The sequence below is a fragment of the Lonsdalea populi genome (assembly GCF_015999465.1).
In the GTDB taxonomy this organism is placed as follows: domain Bacteria; phylum Pseudomonadota; class Gammaproteobacteria; order Enterobacterales; family Enterobacteriaceae; genus Lonsdalea; species Lonsdalea populi.
Map to the genome: position 1 here is coordinate 815,615 of NZ_CP065534.1, position 18,765 is coordinate 834,379.

Annotated in this window: 20 protein-coding genes; 5 read left to right on the forward strand and 15 right to left on the reverse strand. The window is 57.4% G+C overall.

Translation table 11 applies throughout. From position 1 onward, the window contains the following. Position 1: 1 nt before the first annotated feature. The 15 genes from I6N93_RS03635 to I6N93_RS03705 all read right to left on the reverse strand — a co-directional run bounded on the left by I6N93_RS03635 (position 2) and on the right by I6N93_RS03705 (position 14,345). The gene (locus I6N93_RS03635) at positions 2-946 is read right to left on the reverse strand and encodes a beta-ketoacyl-[acyl-carrier-protein] synthase family protein (RefSeq protein ID WP_085688580.1); all 945 of its coding nucleotides are present in this window, start codon (positions 944-946) and stop codon (positions 2-4) included. Next, on the reverse strand, positions 937-1,797 hold the full coding sequence (locus tag I6N93_RS03640) for a hypothetical protein (protein WP_085688581.1): 861 nt from the start codon (positions 1,795-1,797) through the stop codon (positions 937-939). Before I6N93_RS03640 ends, I6N93_RS03635 begins: the two co-directional genes overlap by 10 nt. Further along, positions 1,797-2,906, reverse strand: coding sequence for an acyl-CoA dehydrogenase family protein (locus I6N93_RS03645; protein WP_085688583.1), 1,110 nt, complete (start codon positions 2,904-2,906; stop codon positions 1,797-1,799). Before I6N93_RS03645 ends, I6N93_RS03640 begins: the two co-directional genes overlap by 1 nt. Positions 2,907-3,002: 96 nt before the next feature. After that, positions 3,003-3,947, reverse strand: a complete 945-nt coding sequence (locus I6N93_RS03650) for a 3-oxoacyl-[acyl-carrier-protein] synthase III C-terminal domain-containing protein (RefSeq protein WP_085688585.1) — start codon at positions 3,945-3,947, stop codon at positions 3,003-3,005. After that, positions 3,938-4,204, reverse strand: coding sequence for a hypothetical protein (locus tag I6N93_RS03655; protein WP_085688586.1), 267 nt, complete (start codon positions 4,202-4,204; stop codon positions 3,938-3,940). The genes I6N93_RS03650 and I6N93_RS03655 overlap by 10 nt, the downstream gene beginning before the upstream one ends. Beyond that, complete coding sequence (locus tag I6N93_RS03660; RefSeq protein WP_085688588.1) at positions 4,198-4,881, reverse strand: hypothetical protein; 684 nt, start codon at positions 4,879-4,881, stop codon at positions 4,198-4,200. Before I6N93_RS03660 ends, I6N93_RS03655 begins: the two co-directional genes overlap by 7 nt. Next, positions 4,874-6,022 (reverse strand): acyl-CoA dehydrogenase family protein, encoded by a 1,149-nt coding sequence (locus I6N93_RS03665; protein WP_085688590.1) that lies wholly within the window; start codon positions 6,020-6,022, stop codon positions 4,874-4,876. Before I6N93_RS03665 ends, I6N93_RS03660 begins: the two co-directional genes overlap by 8 nt. 77 nt (positions 6,023-6,099) lie before the next feature. Further along, a complete protein-coding gene (locus I6N93_RS03670) occupies positions 6,100-7,653 on the reverse strand; it encodes an AMP-binding protein (RefSeq protein ID WP_085688592.1) in 1,554 nt (517 codons plus the stop codon). Then, on the reverse strand, positions 7,586-9,130 hold the full coding sequence (locus tag I6N93_RS03675) for an AMP-binding protein (RefSeq protein ID WP_085688593.1): 1,545 nt from the start codon (positions 9,128-9,130) through the stop codon (positions 7,586-7,588). The genes I6N93_RS03670 and I6N93_RS03675 overlap by 68 nt, the downstream gene beginning before the upstream one ends. After that, complete coding sequence (locus I6N93_RS03680) at positions 9,130-9,393, reverse strand: acyl carrier protein (RefSeq protein ID WP_085688595.1); 264 nt, start codon at positions 9,391-9,393, stop codon at positions 9,130-9,132. The genes I6N93_RS03675 and I6N93_RS03680 overlap by 1 nt, the downstream gene beginning before the upstream one ends. After that, positions 9,380-10,936 (reverse strand): class I adenylate-forming enzyme family protein, encoded by a 1,557-nt coding sequence (locus I6N93_RS03685; RefSeq protein WP_085688597.1) that lies wholly within the window; start codon positions 10,934-10,936, stop codon positions 9,380-9,382. Before I6N93_RS03685 ends, I6N93_RS03680 begins: the two co-directional genes overlap by 14 nt. Next, positions 10,933-11,898, reverse strand: coding sequence for a beta-ketoacyl-[acyl-carrier-protein] synthase family protein (locus I6N93_RS03690; protein WP_094107896.1), 966 nt, complete (start codon positions 11,896-11,898; stop codon positions 10,933-10,935). The genes I6N93_RS03685 and I6N93_RS03690 overlap by 4 nt, the downstream gene beginning before the upstream one ends. Beyond that, positions 11,895-12,728, reverse strand: a complete 834-nt coding sequence (locus tag I6N93_RS03695) for a hypothetical protein (RefSeq protein ID WP_197669187.1) — start codon at positions 12,726-12,728, stop codon at positions 11,895-11,897. Before I6N93_RS03695 ends, I6N93_RS03690 begins: the two co-directional genes overlap by 4 nt. 2 nt (positions 12,729-12,730) lie before the next feature. After that, the gene (gene lysA, locus I6N93_RS03700) at positions 12,731-14,059 is read right to left on the reverse strand and encodes a diaminopimelate decarboxylase (RefSeq protein WP_085688601.1); all 1,329 of its coding nucleotides are present in this window, start codon (positions 14,057-14,059) and stop codon (positions 12,731-12,733) included. Beyond that, complete coding sequence (locus tag I6N93_RS03705) at positions 14,046-14,345, reverse strand: hypothetical protein (RefSeq protein ID WP_085688603.1); 300 nt, start codon at positions 14,343-14,345, stop codon at positions 14,046-14,048. Before I6N93_RS03705 ends, lysA begins: the two co-directional genes overlap by 14 nt. 259 nt (positions 14,346-14,604) lie before the next feature. On the opposite strand from I6N93_RS03705, the gene I6N93_RS03710 reads away from it, so the two are divergent. The 5 genes from I6N93_RS03710 to I6N93_RS03730 are packed head-to-tail and all read left to right on the forward strand — an operon-like array spanning position 14,605 to position 18,765. Further along, positions 14,605-15,522, forward strand: a complete 918-nt coding sequence (locus tag I6N93_RS03710; RefSeq protein WP_139829937.1) for a beta-ketoacyl-[acyl-carrier-protein] synthase family protein — start codon at positions 14,605-14,607, stop codon at positions 15,520-15,522. A gap of 10 nt (positions 15,523-15,532) precedes the next feature. Then, positions 15,533-15,787 (forward strand): acyl carrier protein, encoded by a 255-nt coding sequence (locus I6N93_RS03715; RefSeq protein WP_085688607.1) that lies wholly within the window; start codon positions 15,533-15,535, stop codon positions 15,785-15,787. Further along, positions 15,784-16,473: an acyl-CoA dehydrogenase family protein gene (locus tag I6N93_RS03720; protein WP_085688610.1), complete on the forward strand. Its 690-nt coding sequence runs from the start codon at positions 15,784-15,786 to the stop codon at positions 16,471-16,473. The genes I6N93_RS03715 and I6N93_RS03720 overlap by 4 nt, the downstream gene beginning before the upstream one ends. Continuing rightward, positions 16,455-17,807, forward strand: coding sequence for an MATE family efflux transporter (locus I6N93_RS03725; protein WP_085688613.1), 1,353 nt, complete (start codon positions 16,455-16,457; stop codon positions 17,805-17,807). The genes I6N93_RS03720 and I6N93_RS03725 overlap by 19 nt, the downstream gene beginning before the upstream one ends. Next, positions 17,758-18,765 (forward strand): alpha/beta fold hydrolase, encoded by a 1,008-nt coding sequence (locus I6N93_RS03730; RefSeq protein WP_085688617.1) that lies wholly within the window; start codon positions 17,758-17,760, stop codon positions 18,763-18,765. Before I6N93_RS03725 ends, I6N93_RS03730 begins: the two co-directional genes overlap by 50 nt.

An 18,765-nucleotide genomic window follows, 5' to 3' on the forward strand; every position in this document is an offset into this window, starting at 1 on the left:
CCTATCGTCCGGCGATGCGCTGTGGGTCTGGGATGACGCTGCAAGCCCCGATAAAGGCGCCTGCGCCGATGGAAAGCAGGCCGCAGCGTTTTGAGAAGGGCTGAGCATTTTGCAGCCGGCGGCTCAACAGCAGAAAGGGATCGGCCGCACAGCAATGGCCCACGTCAGGCAATAACCGGGTATCGATACGCTGTTCTAATTCAGGGTTGAGCCGCGTGAAGTTGAGCCAGGCGAGACGGTTGATATTGTGTGGTAGTAACACGGTATGCGATTGAAGTGAAAAGTGAATTTCTTTCAGTGCGAGAGCCGTCATCGCGTTGTGTTCGGCATAAAAGGCGCTCTTTTGCTGCGATTCGATAAATAACCCGGGCCAGAATTCAGCGCGGTGTTTCACAAAAGGAGGCGTCAGTTGGATACCGTCATCCTGATTGTCCAGCAGCATGGCGACAAAGCCATCGCCGAGAATGGTGCAGCCGGGGATATAACGTTCCCCCAGCGCAAACATGCTGAGCGAATCGCCCAGCACCAGCACCGCGCGCTGCGACAGTCCGGCCCGAAAGAGCGACTGGATCATCTTGAGTCCCCAGAACCCGCCGCCGCAGTTGTGCTGATCGATTTCGTAGCGGCGCTTCACCTGTTTTAACGCCGGATGGCGGCGGATCAGTTCCGTCGTCAGGCCTTCCCCTTCAGCGGGCTGAATCGGCAGGGCATGCACGTAAATCAGCGTATCCACCGGCGTCTCTTCGGCGTGAACCTCAAGTCTGTCCAACTGGGATAAAAAGGTTTCAAGGAGTGAGGCAGCGCGTGGAAGCGCGGCGACATGCTCGATACCGAAGAGTTTGCTGAACACGCGAGCCTCGCTGCGGCTGCCGCCGGCCGCTTGAATGACATCGACCGCGTCTACGCGCTCCGAGGGGATGTCGTCCACCATGCGGGTTAGTCGCATGCTTTATTCTCCGTTCCCTGAAAGGCCAGTGCGGTTATCGTCGTTTCTTCCTGTAGCAACAGCAGGTGATCGTGGCGCGTGTCGCCTTGCGCCAGGGCAGCAAACAGCGAGGTGCACAACAGGCGATCGTCCGCCGGGACAGGGGAGTCGTGGGCAGGCAGCAAAGACAGCAAGGTGGGACTGGCCACGAGATGATAGTTATCCGCCAGCCCAAAAAGGTGTTTTATCCCTTCACAATGCGTTGCCAACCCCGAGGCGTTCAGCGCGCTGCGTTGATAGCCCAGATAGCGCCAGCCCTCGTCGTCCCGATTCACGGCGACGATGCAGGCGCTGTTATGCGGCGCGAGCGTCTCCATCAGCGGGGAGCGATAGAGCAGGTGCTTTTGGTCGGCAATCAACAGCAGGCCCCGTCGGGCGCCGTGCCGAAGGTAGCGATGCAGCGCGTCAAAGGCGAAAAGCGGAGCGGACAGCCCACGGTCGCTGATGGCCAGCGCAAAACTCTGTTCGCTGAGATTCAACTGGTGAATAACGTGATTGACGACGGACGTGCCCAGATGCAGGTCAGGCGTCCAGTGCGCCAGCATCACCGCGTCCACATCCCGGCAGTCGGTGACTTGCTGAAGCGATGGCAACAGTTGATCCATCATGCGCACGAACGGCGCTTTGTCTTCGGCGGTAATGCACTCGACGACGTGGCTTTGAGCGGCATCCCACGGCAGTCCGTTCGACTGAAAAAACGCGGCGATGTAATCTTCCCAGTGTTCGACTTCATCCAGCCAGGCGGGGTTAAATGGTTCAAGCTCGCCAAACGTATTCCAGATGATGTGCCGGGGATGCAGGCTAAGGCTCATCACTGCTCCTTACCGGCAAGAAAGCCGCGCCAGCCGTTGAGCAACTGAATATGCGATGTTCCTTCCATGTATTCGAAGGCAAACGCATCGCGGTATCGTTTCATGAGGGCCGGCTGATTCACCCAATATTCCGTGGGCAGAACGTGAGGAAGCCGGTGAGCGACCCGCTCGACGAACGCCGTAGCCTGCCTTTTGATCTGACTGGTTTGCCAGACGCGCGAACGCTGCTGCTGAAAGTGTTCACCCACCTCCATCAGGCGGTCGTGCAGCGAGTGGTATTGCCGCCACAGATCGTTTTCATGGCTATTTTCCCGAGCGAGCGTTTCCAGAAAACCGCGTGCGGTGCCCAGCGCCATCGCGGCGACCAGGGGGCGATGCTTCTCGAAGACCTGAGTCAACGCATTCATGCCCTGTCGCAGGGGGCTGGTCGTCAATCCCAGGATGTGTTCAGAACGAACGGGGAACGCGTCAAACGTGATCCGGGATAACCCCGCACCAGCAAGCCCGTAGGCTGCGAGCGGTTCGATAGCGATCGCTTCCGGCGCTTGTTTCGGTTCCACCATAATCAGCCGCGTTCTGTCGCCGTGCCGCGCGAACACCAGACCGATGCTGGCAATTTGCGCGCCGCCGATAAACATCTTGCTGCCCGTCAGCGTGAGTCCCTGCTTACCGCTGTCGAGGCGCGTCGTAATCGACGCGGCATCAGAGCCGATCTCCGGTTCGCTCACGGCGAAAAAGGTCCATGACGGCTGCGTCAGGAAGCGGGAAAAGAAAAGCTCCTGCTGCGCGTCGCTGCCCAGCATCTGCACGGCCCGGCAGGCAAGAGAGGTGCCGGGCAGAGCCAGTAAACAGCTGGCGTCCGATCGCGAAATATATTCCACGACGCGTAAATAGGTGGGGAAATGACGCATATCAAACGGCAATGCCGCGGCAGAGTCTCGCCAGGGATTGTATTTATCGGGCAGCCCGGTATGCGATAACGTTAATAATAAATCATCCTTGATATGAGATACGCCTTCCTGAACGTTATCTTCGATCATCAAACCTGCGGAATAAAATTTATCCAGGCTTTTATCCAATACGTTCAGGTGATATTCATCCTTTCTCACGTTTATCCCTCAGCCGATCCATGATGCCGCTATATATCTCCTAAGGCAGTCTAATCTTTGTCGAATCATTGAATTGATTCAGATTGCGGTTGGCGCTCAATGAACATCAGGAACATATTCCACAATGGCGGAGGCCGCCGTAACGCCTAAGCCAATACTGATTAATAAGGCTTTGTCGCCGGGCTTTATTTGTCTTGTTTTTATCAGGTGCTGCAAATTGATAAAAGGATCTGCGCCGAAACAGTGGCCATACAGAGGGATGTTTTCCATCACTATTTTTCCGACTTGCAAAGACAACGTTCTTTCAATCTCTTTCCAGGAAGACAGGTTGACGTTATGGGGCGCAATATAAGCAATATCATTAAAGCCCAGACCGGCGTGTTTCAGACTTTCTGACATGTGACGGCACACAAAATCGGTATAGATATGCGGGAAAAGGCCCGGGCTGGTGTCCGTAAAGTGGCCGCTGTTGAGGCTGAACCGGCCATCGCGCGTCGTCGTCGTACTGAGCAGTCGCACCGGGCCGGGACGTCGCGAGACCAGCAGCACGCAGGCGGCTTCGCCCATGATGGTGGTGTCGGCGATTAACTGAACTCTGGGGTGGAATGCCTTCTCCGCGATGATCACCAGCGCGTATTCCTCGTCACCGAGCCAGGTGGCGATCTGCTCCAGCGCCACGAGTCCGGTGGCGCAATGGCTCATGGTGTACCCCGCATACTCGACGTGTTCTCCCACTATCTGGCTGACGAGCGACGATAGGATCGGCGCGCCGAAGGGCGTGACGGAAGGTATGGTATGGCAGTGCACGCAGAGCCTGATTTTATCCACGATTGCCGCATGGCGCTGGACGATGTTGCGCAGCGCAGGCGTTATGAGACCGGTCAAATCCTGATGTTTGTCGTGAGGAAACTGCCGCAGCCCATAGAAGCGTTCAAACATTCTGGTCTCGATGCGCGTCAGCCCCAGCGCGCGCGCCGCTTCGACCAGCGTCTGCATCTTCGGCGCGAAGACAATGTCCATGTCGTTGAGCGTCAAGCGCATCCGTGAGTCTCCCGTCCGGCAGGGGATAAAAACGCGTCACCTGCCGCGCTGGCATCGCCTCCCTCGTCATGCAGGAGCAGCACCTCCGGTTCATGCTTCGCGCCCCGTTCACGCCGGCAGCCCTGCCCGTCGGCAATGGGCAGACGCGTGGATGCCGTCGCCTGCCGCCCCCCGGTTTCCTGCCTGCGCAGCGGGCGGGGACGAGGAGGCTCGAAATCCGACGGCAACGCCGCTAATTTCTCGTCCTTTATCAACATGTCTGACCCACTATTTTATTTATTTTCATCGCGATAGGCGGGTGGTCGCCCATGGCGTCGAGCAGGACGTCGCCTTCCGAGGGCGACGATAGCCAGTCGGTCAGGCTCCGGTGCTCCTCTTTGGGGAGCGCGGCGCTCTCCCAGCGCCAGCCACCGGCGTCGCGGATCGCCGCTTTGGAGGTGAAATGCAGATACAGCAGGTGGGACAGCGCCTGCCCAGGGCGGGGCGTGAAACGGGTCATAGCGTCCAACACCAGCCAGCAGCCGCCGTGCTCTTGCGCCATTGCGGCCGCCAGTTGCAGTTCAGACCATCCCGGTGTCGGGTGATCCACCGCCAGTCCGAGCACTTCACGATAGTGGCCCGTCAGCCAGATAAAGCTGGGCAGCATGGCGGATTTGCACTCTTTGGCCAGACCGGTGTGCAGATACAGCAGCGCTTCCGTTTCGTCTGCTCTCAGATTCTGGATGCTCTCAACCACTGCCGGGTGATGGGGGATATGTACGTCGTCGAACGCATTAGGGCACGTCGCCATGCGTATGGCCTGTGCCTCGACATTCGGGTGCAATGCGTGCCAGCAACTCAGACCGGCCAGGTCAAAGTCGTTCGCCGTCCGCCAGGAGATACTGGGGTGCAATAGGCCCGCCTGATCGATCCAGAACCGGGAAATATCACGCATAAACCTGCTCGCTTTTGAAGACGTGGCTGGCGTTCAGCAGGTGGATATTGCGTGTCCCTTCCGTGTATTCGAAACCGCTGATATCGCGCCAGGCTTTGCAAAAGAAAGGATCGCAAACCACCGCAGGATCGCAGGCGTGAACCAGATCATGCACCAACTGCTCCGCCAGCAGGGTGGTCTCTGCTTTGACGAGGCCGATGTGCCGGCTGATGCGCTCTCCGCGATCCATGCGTTCCGCGATGGTCAGAAGACGATGAAGTCCGGCGGATAATCGCCTGCGCATCGCCCGCAGGCGCGCGGCCTGAGCGCGCGGTAAATAGCCCGCGTCGACGACGTGATCCAGTAGCGCCCTGACCCCGCCCAGCGCCAGCGCGCCGACGCAGGGGCGCAGATTATCGAACGTCGCGAGCGTGGCGGAAGAAAAGCGCTGGGCGGGGTTCAGATGCGCGCCGACCAGCGCCTCCTCCGGCAGCCACATGTCTTCAAAGCGCAGGTGCGAAATATTACTGCCGGGAACCCCAAAGACGGGCAGGCGGGTGGCGTGAAACCCATCAACCTTGGCCGGTTCAAACAGAAACATATTTAGACCCAGAGGACCTTCCGCCGTGCGGGCGAAGACAATGCCGATATCGGTGATGTGTCCGTTGCCGATGAAATATTTTTCCCCGCTGATACGCCATCCGCCGTCGATCTGGGTCGCCCGCGTTTGAATATCGCCCGCGTCCGATCCGCGTGCCGGTTCGCTCATGGCAAAGCAGCTGCGGCTTAATTTGGTTTTGAAATGGGTGAAAAAGATCTCCTGCTGCGCATCGCTGCCGATGGCCTCAATCACAAATCCCGACATACCGGGCGTGGGGCTGGCGAAAATAAGATTGGGATCGATATATCCCAGCGCTTCATAGAAATAACAGCGTTGAGAAACCGTTAATTCATATAAAACGTCGCCATTTTCCAAAACCAATGGCGTGGGGTTCCACTTTTCAGGCAGCCCTAAACGATTGAGCTGCGGCGCTAACGCATAGTCATTGGTACGCAGGTAATTGTTGGCATCGGCCTCCAACAGCCGCCCGATATACCGGCCCGAATCGAAAGCCGTCATCGCTAATACCCGAAGCGCATGATGTGTCGAACTGATTTCCATGACATTTCCTCTGTCTGTTCAGGCGGCACGCTCATCACCCTTGAGACGTGCAGAATAGAGAGTAAATAAATTTTTTTTTATCCGGCTTGCAACGAGCGGGGATGCTGACTTTCTTCGGGCGTGGCGGTGATGAGAGGCAATAACGCCTGACGATCTATTTTTCCGTTTTGATTAAGGGGGAATTCAGCAATAAAGCGAATGCTCGTGGGAATCATATATTTGGGCAGCTGTTGGGATAAATGGACCCGAAATGCCTGCTCGCCGTCGGCGGCGTGTGGATTGAGCTGTACGAATAAAATCACGTCGGCCAATTTATGCTGCTGGTAGAGGGGCAGCGTTGTCGCCATGACCGTGTGAGCGAAACTGCGCGCCGCGGCATCGATATCCTGTAAATCAACGCGGTTGCCATGCCATTTGACCTGTGAGTCGCGGCGTCCTTTGATGAACAAGTTACCCTGTGCATCCAGCCAGCCGAGATCGCCGGTGCGGTAGAACGCGACGCCGTGACGTGAGCCAAAAGCGGCATTGTTCGGGGGAGACGCCGGAAGATAGCCCAGCCCAACTTGATTGCCGTAGACGACGACTTCCCCAATGTCGCCTTGCGGCAGCGGCTTGTGATGCGCATCTTCGACGGCGACCCGCAGCGTGCCGCGAGGCCGACCCAGCGGGAGCAGGCCCGCGTGCTGCACGCTTGCGCCGTCTAGCGGATGCAGATGCGTCAGACAGGTTGTCTCCGTCGGGCCGTAGGCGTGTAGGATGTTGAGCGACGGAAAGCGGGCCAACAGGCGATCGATCAGCTGCGGGGAGACATATTCGCCTCCGACCATCAGGGTTTGAAGATGCGGTAGCGTCTCTGCGTTAAAACGCGGATCGTGGCACATGATTTCCAGAAAGCTCGGAGTGGAGAACCCGCTCGACAGTCTGACGGCAGGCTCGGAGACCATCAGATTGAGGTTCAGACGGGGCAGCGCGTTGTACTCGTGCGGCAGCATGATGAGCGGCCGGCCTATGGCAAAAGCGGTGAAGAAATCCAGCAGCCCCATATCAAACGACAGCCGGGCATGATTGAAATGCCCCTCATCATCCGCGCCCGCCGCGTGCAGTACGCGGTGATACCAGCCAAAAAACGCGCCGAAATTATCGCACCCGATCTGCACGCCTTTGGGTTGCCCGGTGCTGCCGGAGGTGGAGAGCACATAAAAGAGCGCATTGACGGAAGAGGGCGGGGCATAGCCGCCCGTGAAGCCGCCGTCCGGCAGGGCGGGCAGCCACAGGCAGCGATAGTGCTGATGGACTAACGGCGCGGTTTCCGGCTCTTCCCGCCCATCCAGAATCAGTTCCGTGCCGTAGAGCGCGGCGATACGCGCCACACGCAGCGGCGGGTTGACGCTGTCGACGACGGTAAACGGGATGCCGGACCAGGCGCAGGCCAGCAGCGCCGCCGCCGTGTCGCGCTCTTTGTGACCGTAGATGAGGACCCGTTTCGGTTGCATACGCGCCAACTCGCCGCAGATCGCGCCGACCCGCGAGGCCACGTCGGCGTAACGCCAGCTTCCCTGCGCATTAACGATGGCAATCCGGCGGTTGCTGAGAAGCTGTCGGCCGATCATCTGCATCATGGACGTAAACATAGTATTTCCCTTTTGACTGAGTTGCGGCACTGACCGCGTGTCGATCCAGCTTGCTGTTGAAATTCAGGCACGGTTCACGGATGGCGTACCAGCGTCGGGGGATCATCCAGGGCGGCATGCGCGTCGCCAGCGTTTTCCCCAACTGCGCAAAGTCCGCGCCTTCACCTTCACAAAGCACAAACGCGCAAATCCCTTGCAGATAGCCTTGCCGGCTCCAGGTATCGACAAACGCCTCGCGCACGCCGGGCAGACTCAGAAGAACCTGTTCAATGTCGTTGAGATCGATGCGATACCCCTGCAGTTTGATCTCGCGATCGCCTCGGCCCTGAAAATAGAAAACGCCGTCCCTGATGACGCCTCGGTCCCCGGTCCGGTAGGCTCTTTCGCCCCGGTCATTGATGAAAAAACGGGCCTGCTGTTCAGGCGGTGCGTTCAGATAACCAGAGCCCACCGCATGGCCGCTGATGATTAGCTCCCCAACCGCGCCTTCGTTCGGCGATAGGGTTATATCAGTGCCGGGACGGGCGACGCCGAGCGGCAACGGCCATGCCTCCTCGAAATGACGAGGATGGATGTCGATGGCGGTGACGGCGACGGTGCATTCGGTCGGGCCGTAAGTATTGGTGATCCGCGCGCCGGGAAAGCGTTGCCATAGCGCGGTGACCAGCGCTTTCGTCAACACTTCGCCGCAGAAAATAAAGTGCCTGAGCGCCGGAAGGGCGTCGGCATTAAACTGCCGGTCGTTGAGATAACAGCGCGTGAGGCTTGGGGTCGAGACCCAGCAGGTCGTGCCCGCCGCCGCGTGGCGTTGGATCGCCAGGCGGGTGTTGAAAAAATGCTGGTGGTCGAGGACGACCATCGGTTTCAGGAACAGCCAGGAGAGCCATAGCTCGTAGAGCGACACGTCAAAGCAGTAGCGGATATTGCCGCTGACCGCGCCGTCCAGCGAAAAGTCACGACGTAGCCAGCCGGTGAAGTCGGCGACATTGGCGTAGCTCACGCCAATGCCTTTGGGGTGTCCCGTCGTGCCGGACGAAAACAGGATGTACATGTTTTCGTCCTCGGCGACGGTTCTGACGGCGTGGCAGAGGTCCGGCGCCGCTGACATATCGCCTTCTTCCCGCACCGTGAGCTGCCGGCACGCCGCCGGATTAGCTCGTTCGGTGGTATTGAGCAGGAGAGACGCCTGCGCGCCGTGCTGGATCTGCTGGATCCGTGCGTCGCTGTTGTCGGCTTCTACGGGGACAAACGTTCTGCCCGCCAGAATGCAGGCCCACATCGCCGTCAGATAGCGTAAGTCCTTGTGACCATAGATGAGGACGGGCGCGCCGCCCTGCGCGCACAGGGTGACGGCCAGCCGCGCCGCGCCGCGGTAGAGCGCGTCAAACGTCATACTGCGCTCGCCCAGCAGTGCGGCGGGCCGGTGACAGCCGTTGAATCGGGCGAAAATCGCCAGCAGCGCCGACTGTCCTTTCATCAGGCCGATGCCGGAGAAGGAATGCGGGTGGCGATGTAGTCCGCGATGGAGCCGATGGACTCGAAATGCTTGATGTCCAGCGTCGCGGGATCCAAATGCAGCGTATCGATCGCGTCTTCCAGATACATGATTAGTTCGATGTACAACCCGCTGTCGAAGCCCAAATCGCGTTCTATCTGGGTATCCCGGTGCAGCTCTGAGGTATCGTCGATATCCATCACCAGCGCGATAGCGGCGATGACCTGAGATTCATAGTTCGGCATGTTTCTCTCCTGAAAGACCGGCCGTGGGGGATGAGGTCTGGCTGAGCGCGCATAACCGCAGGCGATCGATTTTTTGGTTGCTGTTTTTGGGCAATGCGCCGCAAAAAAGGAAGCGATGGGGGATCAGATGATGCTCCATTCTGTCCTTACACCAGTCGTGCATCTGTCGGGGTTCCATCGCCTGTTGGGTTTCAATCCACGCGACGATTTCGTCACCGTAAACGGCATGCGGGATGCCGACGACGGCCACCTGAACGACGTGCGGATGGGTGGAAATGATGCTTTCTACTTCTCGTGGGGCGACCTTCTCGCCGCAGGCGTTCAACACGTCGTCCATCCGGCTGAGGAAATAGAGAAAGCCGTCCTCGTCAAGGCGACAGCGATCTCCCGTATACAACACGCTCTCGCCGGGGAATCGCCCCGGACGTAACTTTTCGGCCGTTTTTTGCGGGTTGTTCCAGTAGCCCCGCATCACGGTTTCGCCGCGTATCACCAGCTCACCGATCGCGTTGCAGCGGTGCGCTTCTCCGTCGGCGTCGACGACCCACAGTTCCGTCCCGGGGATCGCCTTGCCCACGCTCTGCGTTCGGACGCTGAGTTCACTCGGATCCAGCCAGGTACAGCGATGGCACTCGGTCAGGCCGTACATGGAAAAGAGGCGCGCCTGGGGAAACACCGTCGTCAGCGTGGCGATATCGCTGGGATGTAACGCCGCCGACGTGCTGGTCACCGTTTTGACGGAGGAGAAGTCGAAACGCCGACTCAATCGGGCAATCAGGCTGACCATTGTCGGCACCAGGGGAAAGACGTTCGCGCCTTGCTGGACGAGCCGGTTGAGCGCGAACAGCGGGCGACTGAAGTTTTTTTCGATGATGACCGTCGCGCCGGTCAATGCCGCCATCGTGATTTGATGCAGGCCATAGTCGAAGCTGAGCGGCAGAGCGCAGTAAATGCGGTCACGGGCATCCAACTGCAAATAGTGGGCGACGGACTGCGATGCGGCGATCATGTTGCGCTGGGTCAGCATGACGCCTTTGGGATGCCCGGTGGAGCCGGAGGTGTAAATGATGCTGGCCAGATCGAGGCTTAACGGCAGCGCCAGCGTGCAGGCGTATGCGGCGCGGGCGATCTTAGCGAATGCGGCATCATTCGCCACCCACCGCTGTGGACGGCTTTTCATTGCAGAGGCCGCGCGCAGGGCTTCCTCCTCACGCTCGGCATCCACGATCATCAGACTGGCCGTGCAGTCGTCGGCGATCCACGCCAGTTTTTCTGCTTTGGTTTCGGGATGGAGCGGGACATAGACGGCGCCGCAGCGCTGGGTCGCCCAGAAGCAGGCGACCAGATCGATGCTGTTGCTCATCAGCACGATCACCCGGTCGCCGCGAGCAAGCGCGAGATGCTGCATCCAGCCCGCGAGCACTTCCACCCGCTGGCGTAGGGCGGCGAAGCTGATGGCGGCGCGATCGTCGATGAGCGCGACCTTGTCGGGATCCTGCTGACTGCATTCGTCCAGATATTGACTGAGAGACTGAACATTCATCGCGGTGACCGCTCCTCTTTTCGATGGAAGACCCGTGCGCCAAAGGTGCCCGCGACGCCTGCCGCCACCGCCAGAAAGTAGCCCGAACGAGGGGCCGACGGGCTGAAACAGCAATCGTGCAGGTTGATAAAACCGTCGCCGCAAAAACAGTGGCCAAGCCGATAGAGATGGGTACGGAATACCCGATCGCGCGGCACATTCAACTGGTCGGTAATGCGATCAAACGTGATCGGGCTCATGTGATAGGGAAGGATGCCGTCGAGCCGATCGGCGCTGATTCCGGCGTCGGCCAGCGCCCGATGGATGGCTCGCATCATCGTCGGCATAAATTCATGGTCGTAACGGTTTTCGAGCGACGGACTACTGTGGTAGGTGCGGCTGCCGATGCCGCCGATCATCGCCTGTCCGACGCCTTGCACCGTACAGCCCGGCAGCGTGTCATCCTCCGCCAACAGCAGCGCAGTACAGCCCTCGCCGAAGATCCCGTTTTGATTGGCGTACTGAATCGTTTGATGAAAACACTTCTCGCCCGTCAGCAGGACGGCATAACGCGGGCCGTTCTCCTCCTCGCCCGACAATAAGCTCGTCAGCAGTGAAAGCGCGTTAAACGAAGAGGCGCAGGAGTTTTGCGTCGCGGACAAAATCTCCGCCTGAGCGGGCAGGAGGGGCGCCGCCATTTTTCTCAAGCCGTCAGCGCCGAAGGGAAAGGTGCCGTTCAGCGAGTGCGCATAGGCCAGATAGCGTATCCGTCCGCGCTTGTCGGGATGCCGGGAGAGCAGCTTTTCAAGACAGCCTTTTAGCAACTGGGGCAACGAGGCGTCGGGGAACAGGCAGGCCGACTCCAGCTTCAAAAACCGGGAGAAAATCTTGTGATTGCGTTCACCCCACCGGTAGCGCGCCTGGAGCGCATTCAGGGGCGTGAGCTTCGGGTTGATGAGGGTGGCGATATCAACAATGTTCATGCCGTTTCCCTCTTTGCGCTGTAAATCACGGGGGATGTTTGCCCATGGGCAATTGACAGCAGCATCGTCGGCCCCTCGGGATTCGCCCGCAGAGAGTCCGCCAAGGCATAAAACGGAGCGGCGCTGAGGCGCGAGGGGTCAGGCGTGATCGTCGAGATAACCGCCTCTGGCGGAAAGCCGGGCGGCAGCGTGCCAATCACCACGACCGGCTCCGGCGGCGTGTCGTCCCGATCCGCACAGTGTGGCGTCCACGGATAAGGCGATAGCGCGATGCGTCTTTCGCCAGGCTGCCGGTCAAGCCACAGCGCCGCGCCGCTGGCCCTGATCGCTCCCGGACTGAAACAGGCGGTGGGGTGGAGTAGCAGCGGTTGGTCGAGGCTCACCAGCAGGGCTTTCCCCCGGTGGGGTGGAAGGTAGCGGTCGATGAGCGCGAGCGCCTGAAAGGGCGCGGTTAACCCGCAGTCGCTGACGGCAAAGGCATAGGCGCGAAGGGCTCCGATGCGGTGCAGAATAAAATTGGTGACCGAGCCGCCCATCACGCAGTCTGGGGTCCAGTGGGCGACGACGACGATATCTACCGTCTGCAGATCGTGGTTTGACGCCAACGTGTCAATCAGGTGCGAGGCAATTTGCTGAAAGCTGACTCGCTCCAAAGACGCCAGCCAGGTCTGGACTTCCGTCATGGCGCCGTGTGCTTTCCCATTGGAGGTATAGAAGCCTTCCAGCCAGTCGGTCACGATCTCCGGCGCGTCGGCGACGGCATCGCGCCAGAGATGAACGCGATCTTCCTGAAAACACTGAATGCCTGCGACATCGAAATACAAAGGCATGACTACGCTCGCTGTTTCTCAAGTGACGGGGATAGCAAGACGGGTTCGGCCTGTTGCTGACGCAGCAGATGGGCCATATCGTCAGGCCGACGGATCATGACGGCGCGATCGCCATCGACCAATACTTCGGCGGGGTAGCCAAAACTCAGAAAATAGACGGGAGAGGCGGTGGGGCCGTATGCGCCCGAGTTGAACAGGCCGATGAGATCTCCCGCCTCAAGCGTGGGTAACAGCACATTTTCGCCGATGATGTCGGTGGGCGTGCACAACGGGCCGGTCAGATCGTAACGCTGCAGCGCTACGCCCGGTTGTTCCGCGCCAAGTCGCTCCGTGGGGAAGTTTTTTCGGATCACCGCGCCCAAACCGGCGGCAGCGCCGTGACAGTTGGAGCCGCCGTCACAAATGGCAAATCGCTTATCCCGCGACGATTTGACGTAGCGGACACGGGTCAGAAAAACGCCGCTGCGAGCCACGATGAATCGCCCCAGCTCCATCACCAACTTTACGCGTGGATAGTGTTGCTGAAACCGGCTGATAGGCTCCTGCAACAACCGGCCCAGTAAGGCAAGATCCAGCGGCGTCTCCTTCTCGTAGTAGGCGATCCCCAGCCCGCCGCCGATATCGACAAACTCCAGTTCAACGCCGGTTTCTTGCTGACATTTTTCGGCGGTGCGCAGGATATTGAGGGTGTTGTGGGCAATGGCTTGCGCATCCAGAATCCGCGTACCCAGATAGATATGAATGCCGCACAGCCGCAAGTGTGGGTAGGCGTGTCGCTGCGCCATCAGGCTCAGCGCCTGTGATTCATCTAGGCCGAACTGTCGCGGCTTGCCGCTCATGACGAGACGGGCTTTAGCGGGCGCAAAGTCTGGGTTAATGCGCAGTGCAAAACGCTGCCGTTTACCCTGTTCAGCGGCAATCTGATTAAGCATCTCCAGTTCATGCCGGGACTCCACCACCACCGCGTGGATCCCCAGTTCGACGCTTCTCCGGAGTTCCGCATAAGATTTTGCCGGCCCTACGAAGATGATGTCGTCGGGTTGGACGCCGGCCGTCAACGCGGTTTCAAGTTCAGGCAGCGAACACACTTCACAGCCTACCTGCTGTTGGTGGATCAGGCTGACCAATGACAGATTCGGGTTCGCTTTGAGCGAATAGAAAAAATGAAGTTCGGGCGGCAAAACGGCTTTAAGTTGTCGCAGATCGTCCTTGATTTGATTGGCGCTATAAATATAACAGGGCGTACCAACGGTATCGGCGAGTTTATTATACTCGACCCCTTCGATATTATTTTTTGTTATGTATGTGCTGTCGTATTTACAGTGGCGCATGCTGAATGCTCTCTGCCAGGTAATGGCTCAACGCATTAATATTTGAAAAGTTGCCGAAAAACTCATTATCCATTCGCTCAAAAAGATCAATATTCTTTCCGGTAATTTTCTCAATGCGATCATTCAGTCCGGCAATCAGCTCGACCAATTTTACTGAGTCGAGTATGCCGGAAAAACCATATAATTCGCGGCCGGATAGGACCAGGTTGATTCGGTGCTCATCCAGACCAAGACTCTCAAGCTCGCTGGTGATTATTGTTATTAAATCATTAATAATGTCAGCCATTGCCTCTCCCTGATGAATGAAATCACCCTTTGTTTCTTAATATTGCTATTAGGCCGAAGACTACGCTGTCATTTTTAATTGAATTTGACTGAAATTGTCATTAAATGAAAGTGGCGCAACTTAATTTACAGGCAATCTCAGTCAAATGCCTACTATAAAAGATGATATTTTCGCCATCACAAATCTAATAGGTTTCAAGCGAAGGAGACTTTTTGTGAAGCGCTGTTTATCGGATGAAATTAAACAGGGATGGTGATAGATGACGCTCTTCATAAAGGATATTCAATGTAGCGATATGCGTTATCAGCAGTGCTGCAATCTGGATGATCTCAGGGTAACGCATCAAGTTAACGATAATAATATCAAAGTCCTAAATCGTATTTTCTCGCTTGAGAGCGTGGCGATGAATAGGCTTCATCATAAGCAAATGCATCTGGAAACGATGACCGAATTATTGAATAGATATCCGGAAGTTCGTCATGATTCCGGAATGATTATTTATACAAAAACTCAAACGCATAATACCTTTTTCGATGATGACTGGCTGGGTGAAATTGCAAATGAATGCGGGGTTTCCCACTGGCGATATTTTACGCTTAGCATGAATCATTGTGCGTCAGGCCTGAGCGCCGTTAATCTGGCTTGGCATATTAACGATAATGGTTATCAATTTCCTGTTATTATTTTGAGCGGGGAAAAAAGCTTCAGTGCTTCATTTAATCGTATGCCTGTGGGTTTGCTGGGTGAATTGTCCACCGCCTGTTTATTAAGTCCCATAGAGGGCATTTGGGAAATTAAAGATACACGAGTAGAACATGTTCATCGCTACTACAAAAACCAGGATGAGATGACGCAGCAGGAGCGGGGCGAATTACGTACTCAGTTTTTTGAGGAATTAAATCGGTTTTTAGCGAATTTTTCTGGTGCCAATCAGGAACCTGATCTTGTTATTCCTTATAATTTGAATATTCCCTTGTTAAAAAGAGTGGCGCAGGCACGAGGATGGACGTCGGTTATCGATATTTCTCAAATCTCTTGCATGGGGCACCTGTGGTGTTCAGATATTTTTCATCATCTTTCTCTTAAAAAAAATGAACCTTCCCACCAAACGGTGTTGGCATTTTCCGCCGGAATGGGAATCACCTTGTCCGCTATTAGTCTCGTAAAATCTCATTAAGGTCGTTTAAATGGAAACTCTAGACATTATTAAGCAAGCTCTTCAGGACGTCCTCGAAACGTCGTCGCTGAACGTGACGGAAAAGACGCGTTTCGAAGAAGATCTGGATCTGGACTCCGTGAACTTTGTTCAATTTCTTTTGACGCTTGAGGACAGCATCGAGGGGCTGATGTTCGACCCCGATCACATCAGTCAACACTCTTTTTCCAGCGTCGGTTCGCTGATCGCGTGGCTTGACGCCTGGCAAGGCGCAGAATCGGCATGAGGGCGTTAAGCGAGCAACACCTCACCCAGGCCATGTTCTGTGGCCGTCGCCTTGAACCTGCCGAGGCGTTATCCCAGTTCACCGGACTGGTCACGGGAACGCCTGGCGGCCTGGCCTGTCACGGGATTGGGCTGCTGCCTGGGGACGCGTCTGCGCGCCTCTACCATCCCGATGGATCGGCCATTGCGCTCGACGGATGTACGGCACTGCCTACGGATCGCGTTTTATCGTTTATGAATCTCCGTAAGGTCGCCGTGATGGAATCACTTCCTGCGCCTCACTGGCTTTCTCTGATTGCCGCCGCGCTGCGGCTAGGCGTGATAGCCCGCATGCTGGATATCTCCTACGCCCATTTGAACTCACGCAGCAGCTTTGGTCAGAAAACGACGCGGCATCAATTGATCAAGGCCAGTTTCGCCAATATCTACGGGGAGATCGCCCAGCTTCAGGGCCAGTTGAGCGTGCGGTTGGAGCAAGAGGATTATGAGGATCTGGAGCAGGAGCATCTCGCGATAACCCACCTCAGCGGGCAGGCCGAAAAATTGATGGGGGGACACGGTTACCTGCTCGGCAATACCCATACCCTCAGCCACTTTTCCATGATGGTGTACTGTGTGCTCGGCAAAACCGGCTCGGCGCCAGCGGCGCTCAACCAGGCGAATGAAGCATGGCAAAGCCGTCGCTGATCGGCGCTGCGGCTTATGCGCCCGGTGGGGAGCTCCGCCAGATCCTCACTTTGGCCTGGCCCATGATCCTGACGGCTGCCGTGGTCTCTTTGTCGCAAAATGGGCCGATATGGCTATTGGGTACGCAGAGTGGGGGGCAACGGGCGCTTTATATTTTGTCCATGCTCCAGCCTTTTTATTTTATCTTCATCGCGTTGTTGGAAGGGCTGACCATTACCAATCAGATTTTCAGCGCACGTTCGGCAACGAACTGGGCCCCCTGCCGGGTATGGCACAGCAGTGCGATTTTCTCGGTCGGCGGCGGCCTGCTGCTCGTCGTGCTCGCGCTTGGGAGTCGGTGGGGCGACGCCGGATTGCAGGTGATTTACCCGAACGATGAACCGGCGCTGTTTTCCCATTTTCTTCCTGCTTATCTGCTGTCGGTGATACCGCTGTTGATGCTGGAACTGTGTAACGCCGGTTTAAGGGGGCAGGGGAAAACCGCCGCCAGTATGGGGTTCGTCTGCCTGTTTATCGTCCTCAATTTGACCAGTTGCTTTATCAGCCTGCATTATTATCAGAACGGTTTTATGGCGGTCATCTATGCCAATCTGATCGCCGCGCTTGCCGTTTTACCGCTCTCGGCGCTGTGTTTATTCACCTCGGTCGCGGGGAAAGCGGACCCCCAGCCGCGCGTGTTTTTGCCCAGACTGCTTGCTATCACGGCCGACGCCGGGGTGCCTATTTTCCTGACCATGCTGTTCGCATTTGCCAGCTCCGCCGTGCTTTTTCCGCTGCTCAGTCAGCTGGGCGCGGCTTATGCCAGCGGGTTTCTCATCGTGGTGAAGCTGCGCGCCTTTTTCATTATTCCAGCCGTGGCGCTGGGGTCGGCCATCGCAATTGGAATCAATCAGCGGCTATCCACCTCGTCGTCGCAGCAGCTTAGCCGGCTTCTGCGCCAGGGTCTGGGGGGCATCGCGCTGGTGTATGCCGGTCTAACGTTGGCGGTGTATCTCGCCCAGACCGAGCTGGTCGATATGATGTCCGTCGACGGCGCGGTGCGGGTGAGCGCCAATGCGATCATGTTCTGGCTGCTGCCCACGTTTTTCATCACCTCGCTGATTGCCAGTATCCAGACAATGCTGGAGCAGTTGGGCAGGGGAAAACGGGTGCTTCTGATCACGTTCGTCATGGAAAGCCTGATGGTGGCTATTGTGCTCTATCTGGCCACGCAGCCGGAGGCGCTGGTGAGGCTGATGAAGAGTATTCTGATTTTTAATGTCTTGTATTTAGCGGTTTTCACGTATGAGTACGGGATATTGTGCCGCAGGCTGGGTCAGCGACATGCTCTATGATTTTTTTCTGCCGGTATTGAAAATCACGGCGAGATTGCACCGTCGTTATCATCTTTTTCTGGTCCGTCGACAGCGGCGGCCCGCGCTATTGCTCAAGAATCCGATCATTCCTGAAAGCCACTACGCGCCGACCTGTCGCCGATTGCGCAGGCTGGACCTGTACCTGCTGCGCTGGCTGGCGCCCGGCAAAGCGGCCTCCTACGCCTTGGACCTGTTCGAGCATCCACACCGGATGCCCTGCAAGAAAACCGATGCGCGTTGGCTGAGTTCGCTGCGACAGGATGAAGTGATTTGCGCCGGACAGCGCGTCGTAGTGTATTGTTCCGGGGCGTCTTCTCCGGCCCGGCGGGTATTGCTGATACACGGTTGGGAGGCGCGGGCCGTCATGTTGCGCCCGCTCATTGAGTCGCTCACTCAGGCAGGATGCGAAGTGATGGCCCCGGATTTGCCCGCTCATGGAGAATCCGGGGGGGAGCGATGTTCTTTCGGCGATCTGGTGGAGGCCATACGGCGGCTGGGCGATCGATACGGCGTCTTCTGCGCGGCGCTAGGCCATTCGTTTGGGGGAACGGCGTTGCTGCATGCCGCCACGCGGGGATTTCAGTGCCGGCGGCTCGTCATCCTCAGTAGTCCGGAGTCTCTGCCCTGCGTGCTTGAGGCTTACATCGCTTTTCATCGCGTGCCGGTGGCGCTTACCGAGCGGATTAAACGGGTTTATCTCAAACGCTACGGCCATCATCCGGACTCGATTTCCTATACCCGCTGGCCGCCGATCGCCGTTCCCACGCTGGTTTGTCACGATCGGGACGACCAGAATATCGAGCTGACGCAGGCTTTCCATCTGCTGAGCGCGACAGCGGCGGGTGAACTCTACATAACCCAGGGCAGCGGACATCGCGGGATTGTCCGGGATCGGGGGCTGATCCAACGCGTGATCGACTTCGTTCAGGCGCCGTGA

Bases quoted from the DNA above. Each gene is read 5' to 3' on its own strand.
- I6N93_RS03635 (WP_085688580.1), bottom strand. From the start codon at position 946: ATGCGACTAACCCGCATGGTGGACGACATCCCCTCGGAGCGCGTAGAC.
- I6N93_RS03640 (WP_085688581.1), bottom strand. From the start codon at position 1,797: ATGAGCCTTAGCCTGCATCCCCGGCACATCATCTGGAATACGTTTGGC.
- I6N93_RS03650 (WP_085688585.1), bottom strand. From the start codon at position 3,947: ATGCGCTTGACGCTCAACGACATGGACATTGTCTTCGCGCCGAAGATG.
- I6N93_RS03655 (WP_085688586.1), bottom strand. From the start codon at position 4,204: ATGTTGATAAAGGACGAGAAATTAGCGGCGTTGCCGTCGGATTTCGAG.
- I6N93_RS03660 (WP_085688588.1), bottom strand. From the start codon at position 4,881: ATGCGTGATATTTCCCGGTTCTGGATCGATCAGGCGGGCCTATTGCAC.
- I6N93_RS03665 (WP_085688590.1), bottom strand. From the start codon at position 6,022: ATGGAAATCAGTTCGACACATCATGCGCTTCGGGTATTAGCGATGACG.
- I6N93_RS03670 (WP_085688592.1), bottom strand. From the start codon at position 7,653: ATGTTTACGTCCATGATGCAGATGATCGGCCGACAGCTTCTCAGCAAC.
- I6N93_RS03675 (WP_085688593.1), bottom strand. From the start codon at position 9,130: ATGAAAGGACAGTCGGCGCTGCTGGCGATTTTCGCCCGATTCAACGGC.
- I6N93_RS03680 (WP_085688595.1), bottom strand. From the start codon at position 9,393: ATGCCGAACTATGAATCTCAGGTCATCGCCGCTATCGCGCTGGTGATG.
- I6N93_RS03685 (WP_085688597.1), bottom strand. From the start codon at position 10,936: ATGAATGTTCAGTCTCTCAGTCAATATCTGGACGAATGCAGTCAGCAG.
- I6N93_RS03690 (WP_094107896.1), bottom strand. From the start codon at position 11,898: ATGAACATTGTTGATATCGCCACCCTCATCAACCCGAAGCTCACGCCC.
- I6N93_RS03695 (WP_197669187.1), bottom strand. From the start codon at position 12,728: ATGCCTTTGTATTTCGATGTCGCAGGCATTCAGTGTTTTCAGGAAGAT.
- lysA (WP_085688601.1), bottom strand. From the start codon at position 14,059: ATGCGCCACTGTAAATACGACAGCACATACATAACAAAAAATAATATC.
- I6N93_RS03705 (WP_085688603.1), bottom strand. From the start codon at position 14,345: ATGGCTGACATTATTAATGATTTAATAACAATAATCACCAGCGAGCTT.
- I6N93_RS03710 (WP_139829937.1), top strand. From the start codon at position 14,605: ATGACGCTCTTCATAAAGGATATTCAATGTAGCGATATGCGTTATCAG.
- I6N93_RS03715 (WP_085688607.1), top strand. From the start codon at position 15,533: ATGGAAACTCTAGACATTATTAAGCAAGCTCTTCAGGACGTCCTCGAA.
- I6N93_RS03720 (WP_085688610.1), top strand. From the start codon at position 15,784: ATGAGGGCGTTAAGCGAGCAACACCTCACCCAGGCCATGTTCTGTGGC.
- I6N93_RS03725 (WP_085688613.1), top strand. From the start codon at position 16,455: ATGGCAAAGCCGTCGCTGATCGGCGCTGCGGCTTATGCGCCCGGTGGG.
- I6N93_RS03730 (WP_085688617.1), top strand. From the start codon at position 17,758: ATGAGTACGGGATATTGTGCCGCAGGCTGGGTCAGCGACATGCTCTAT.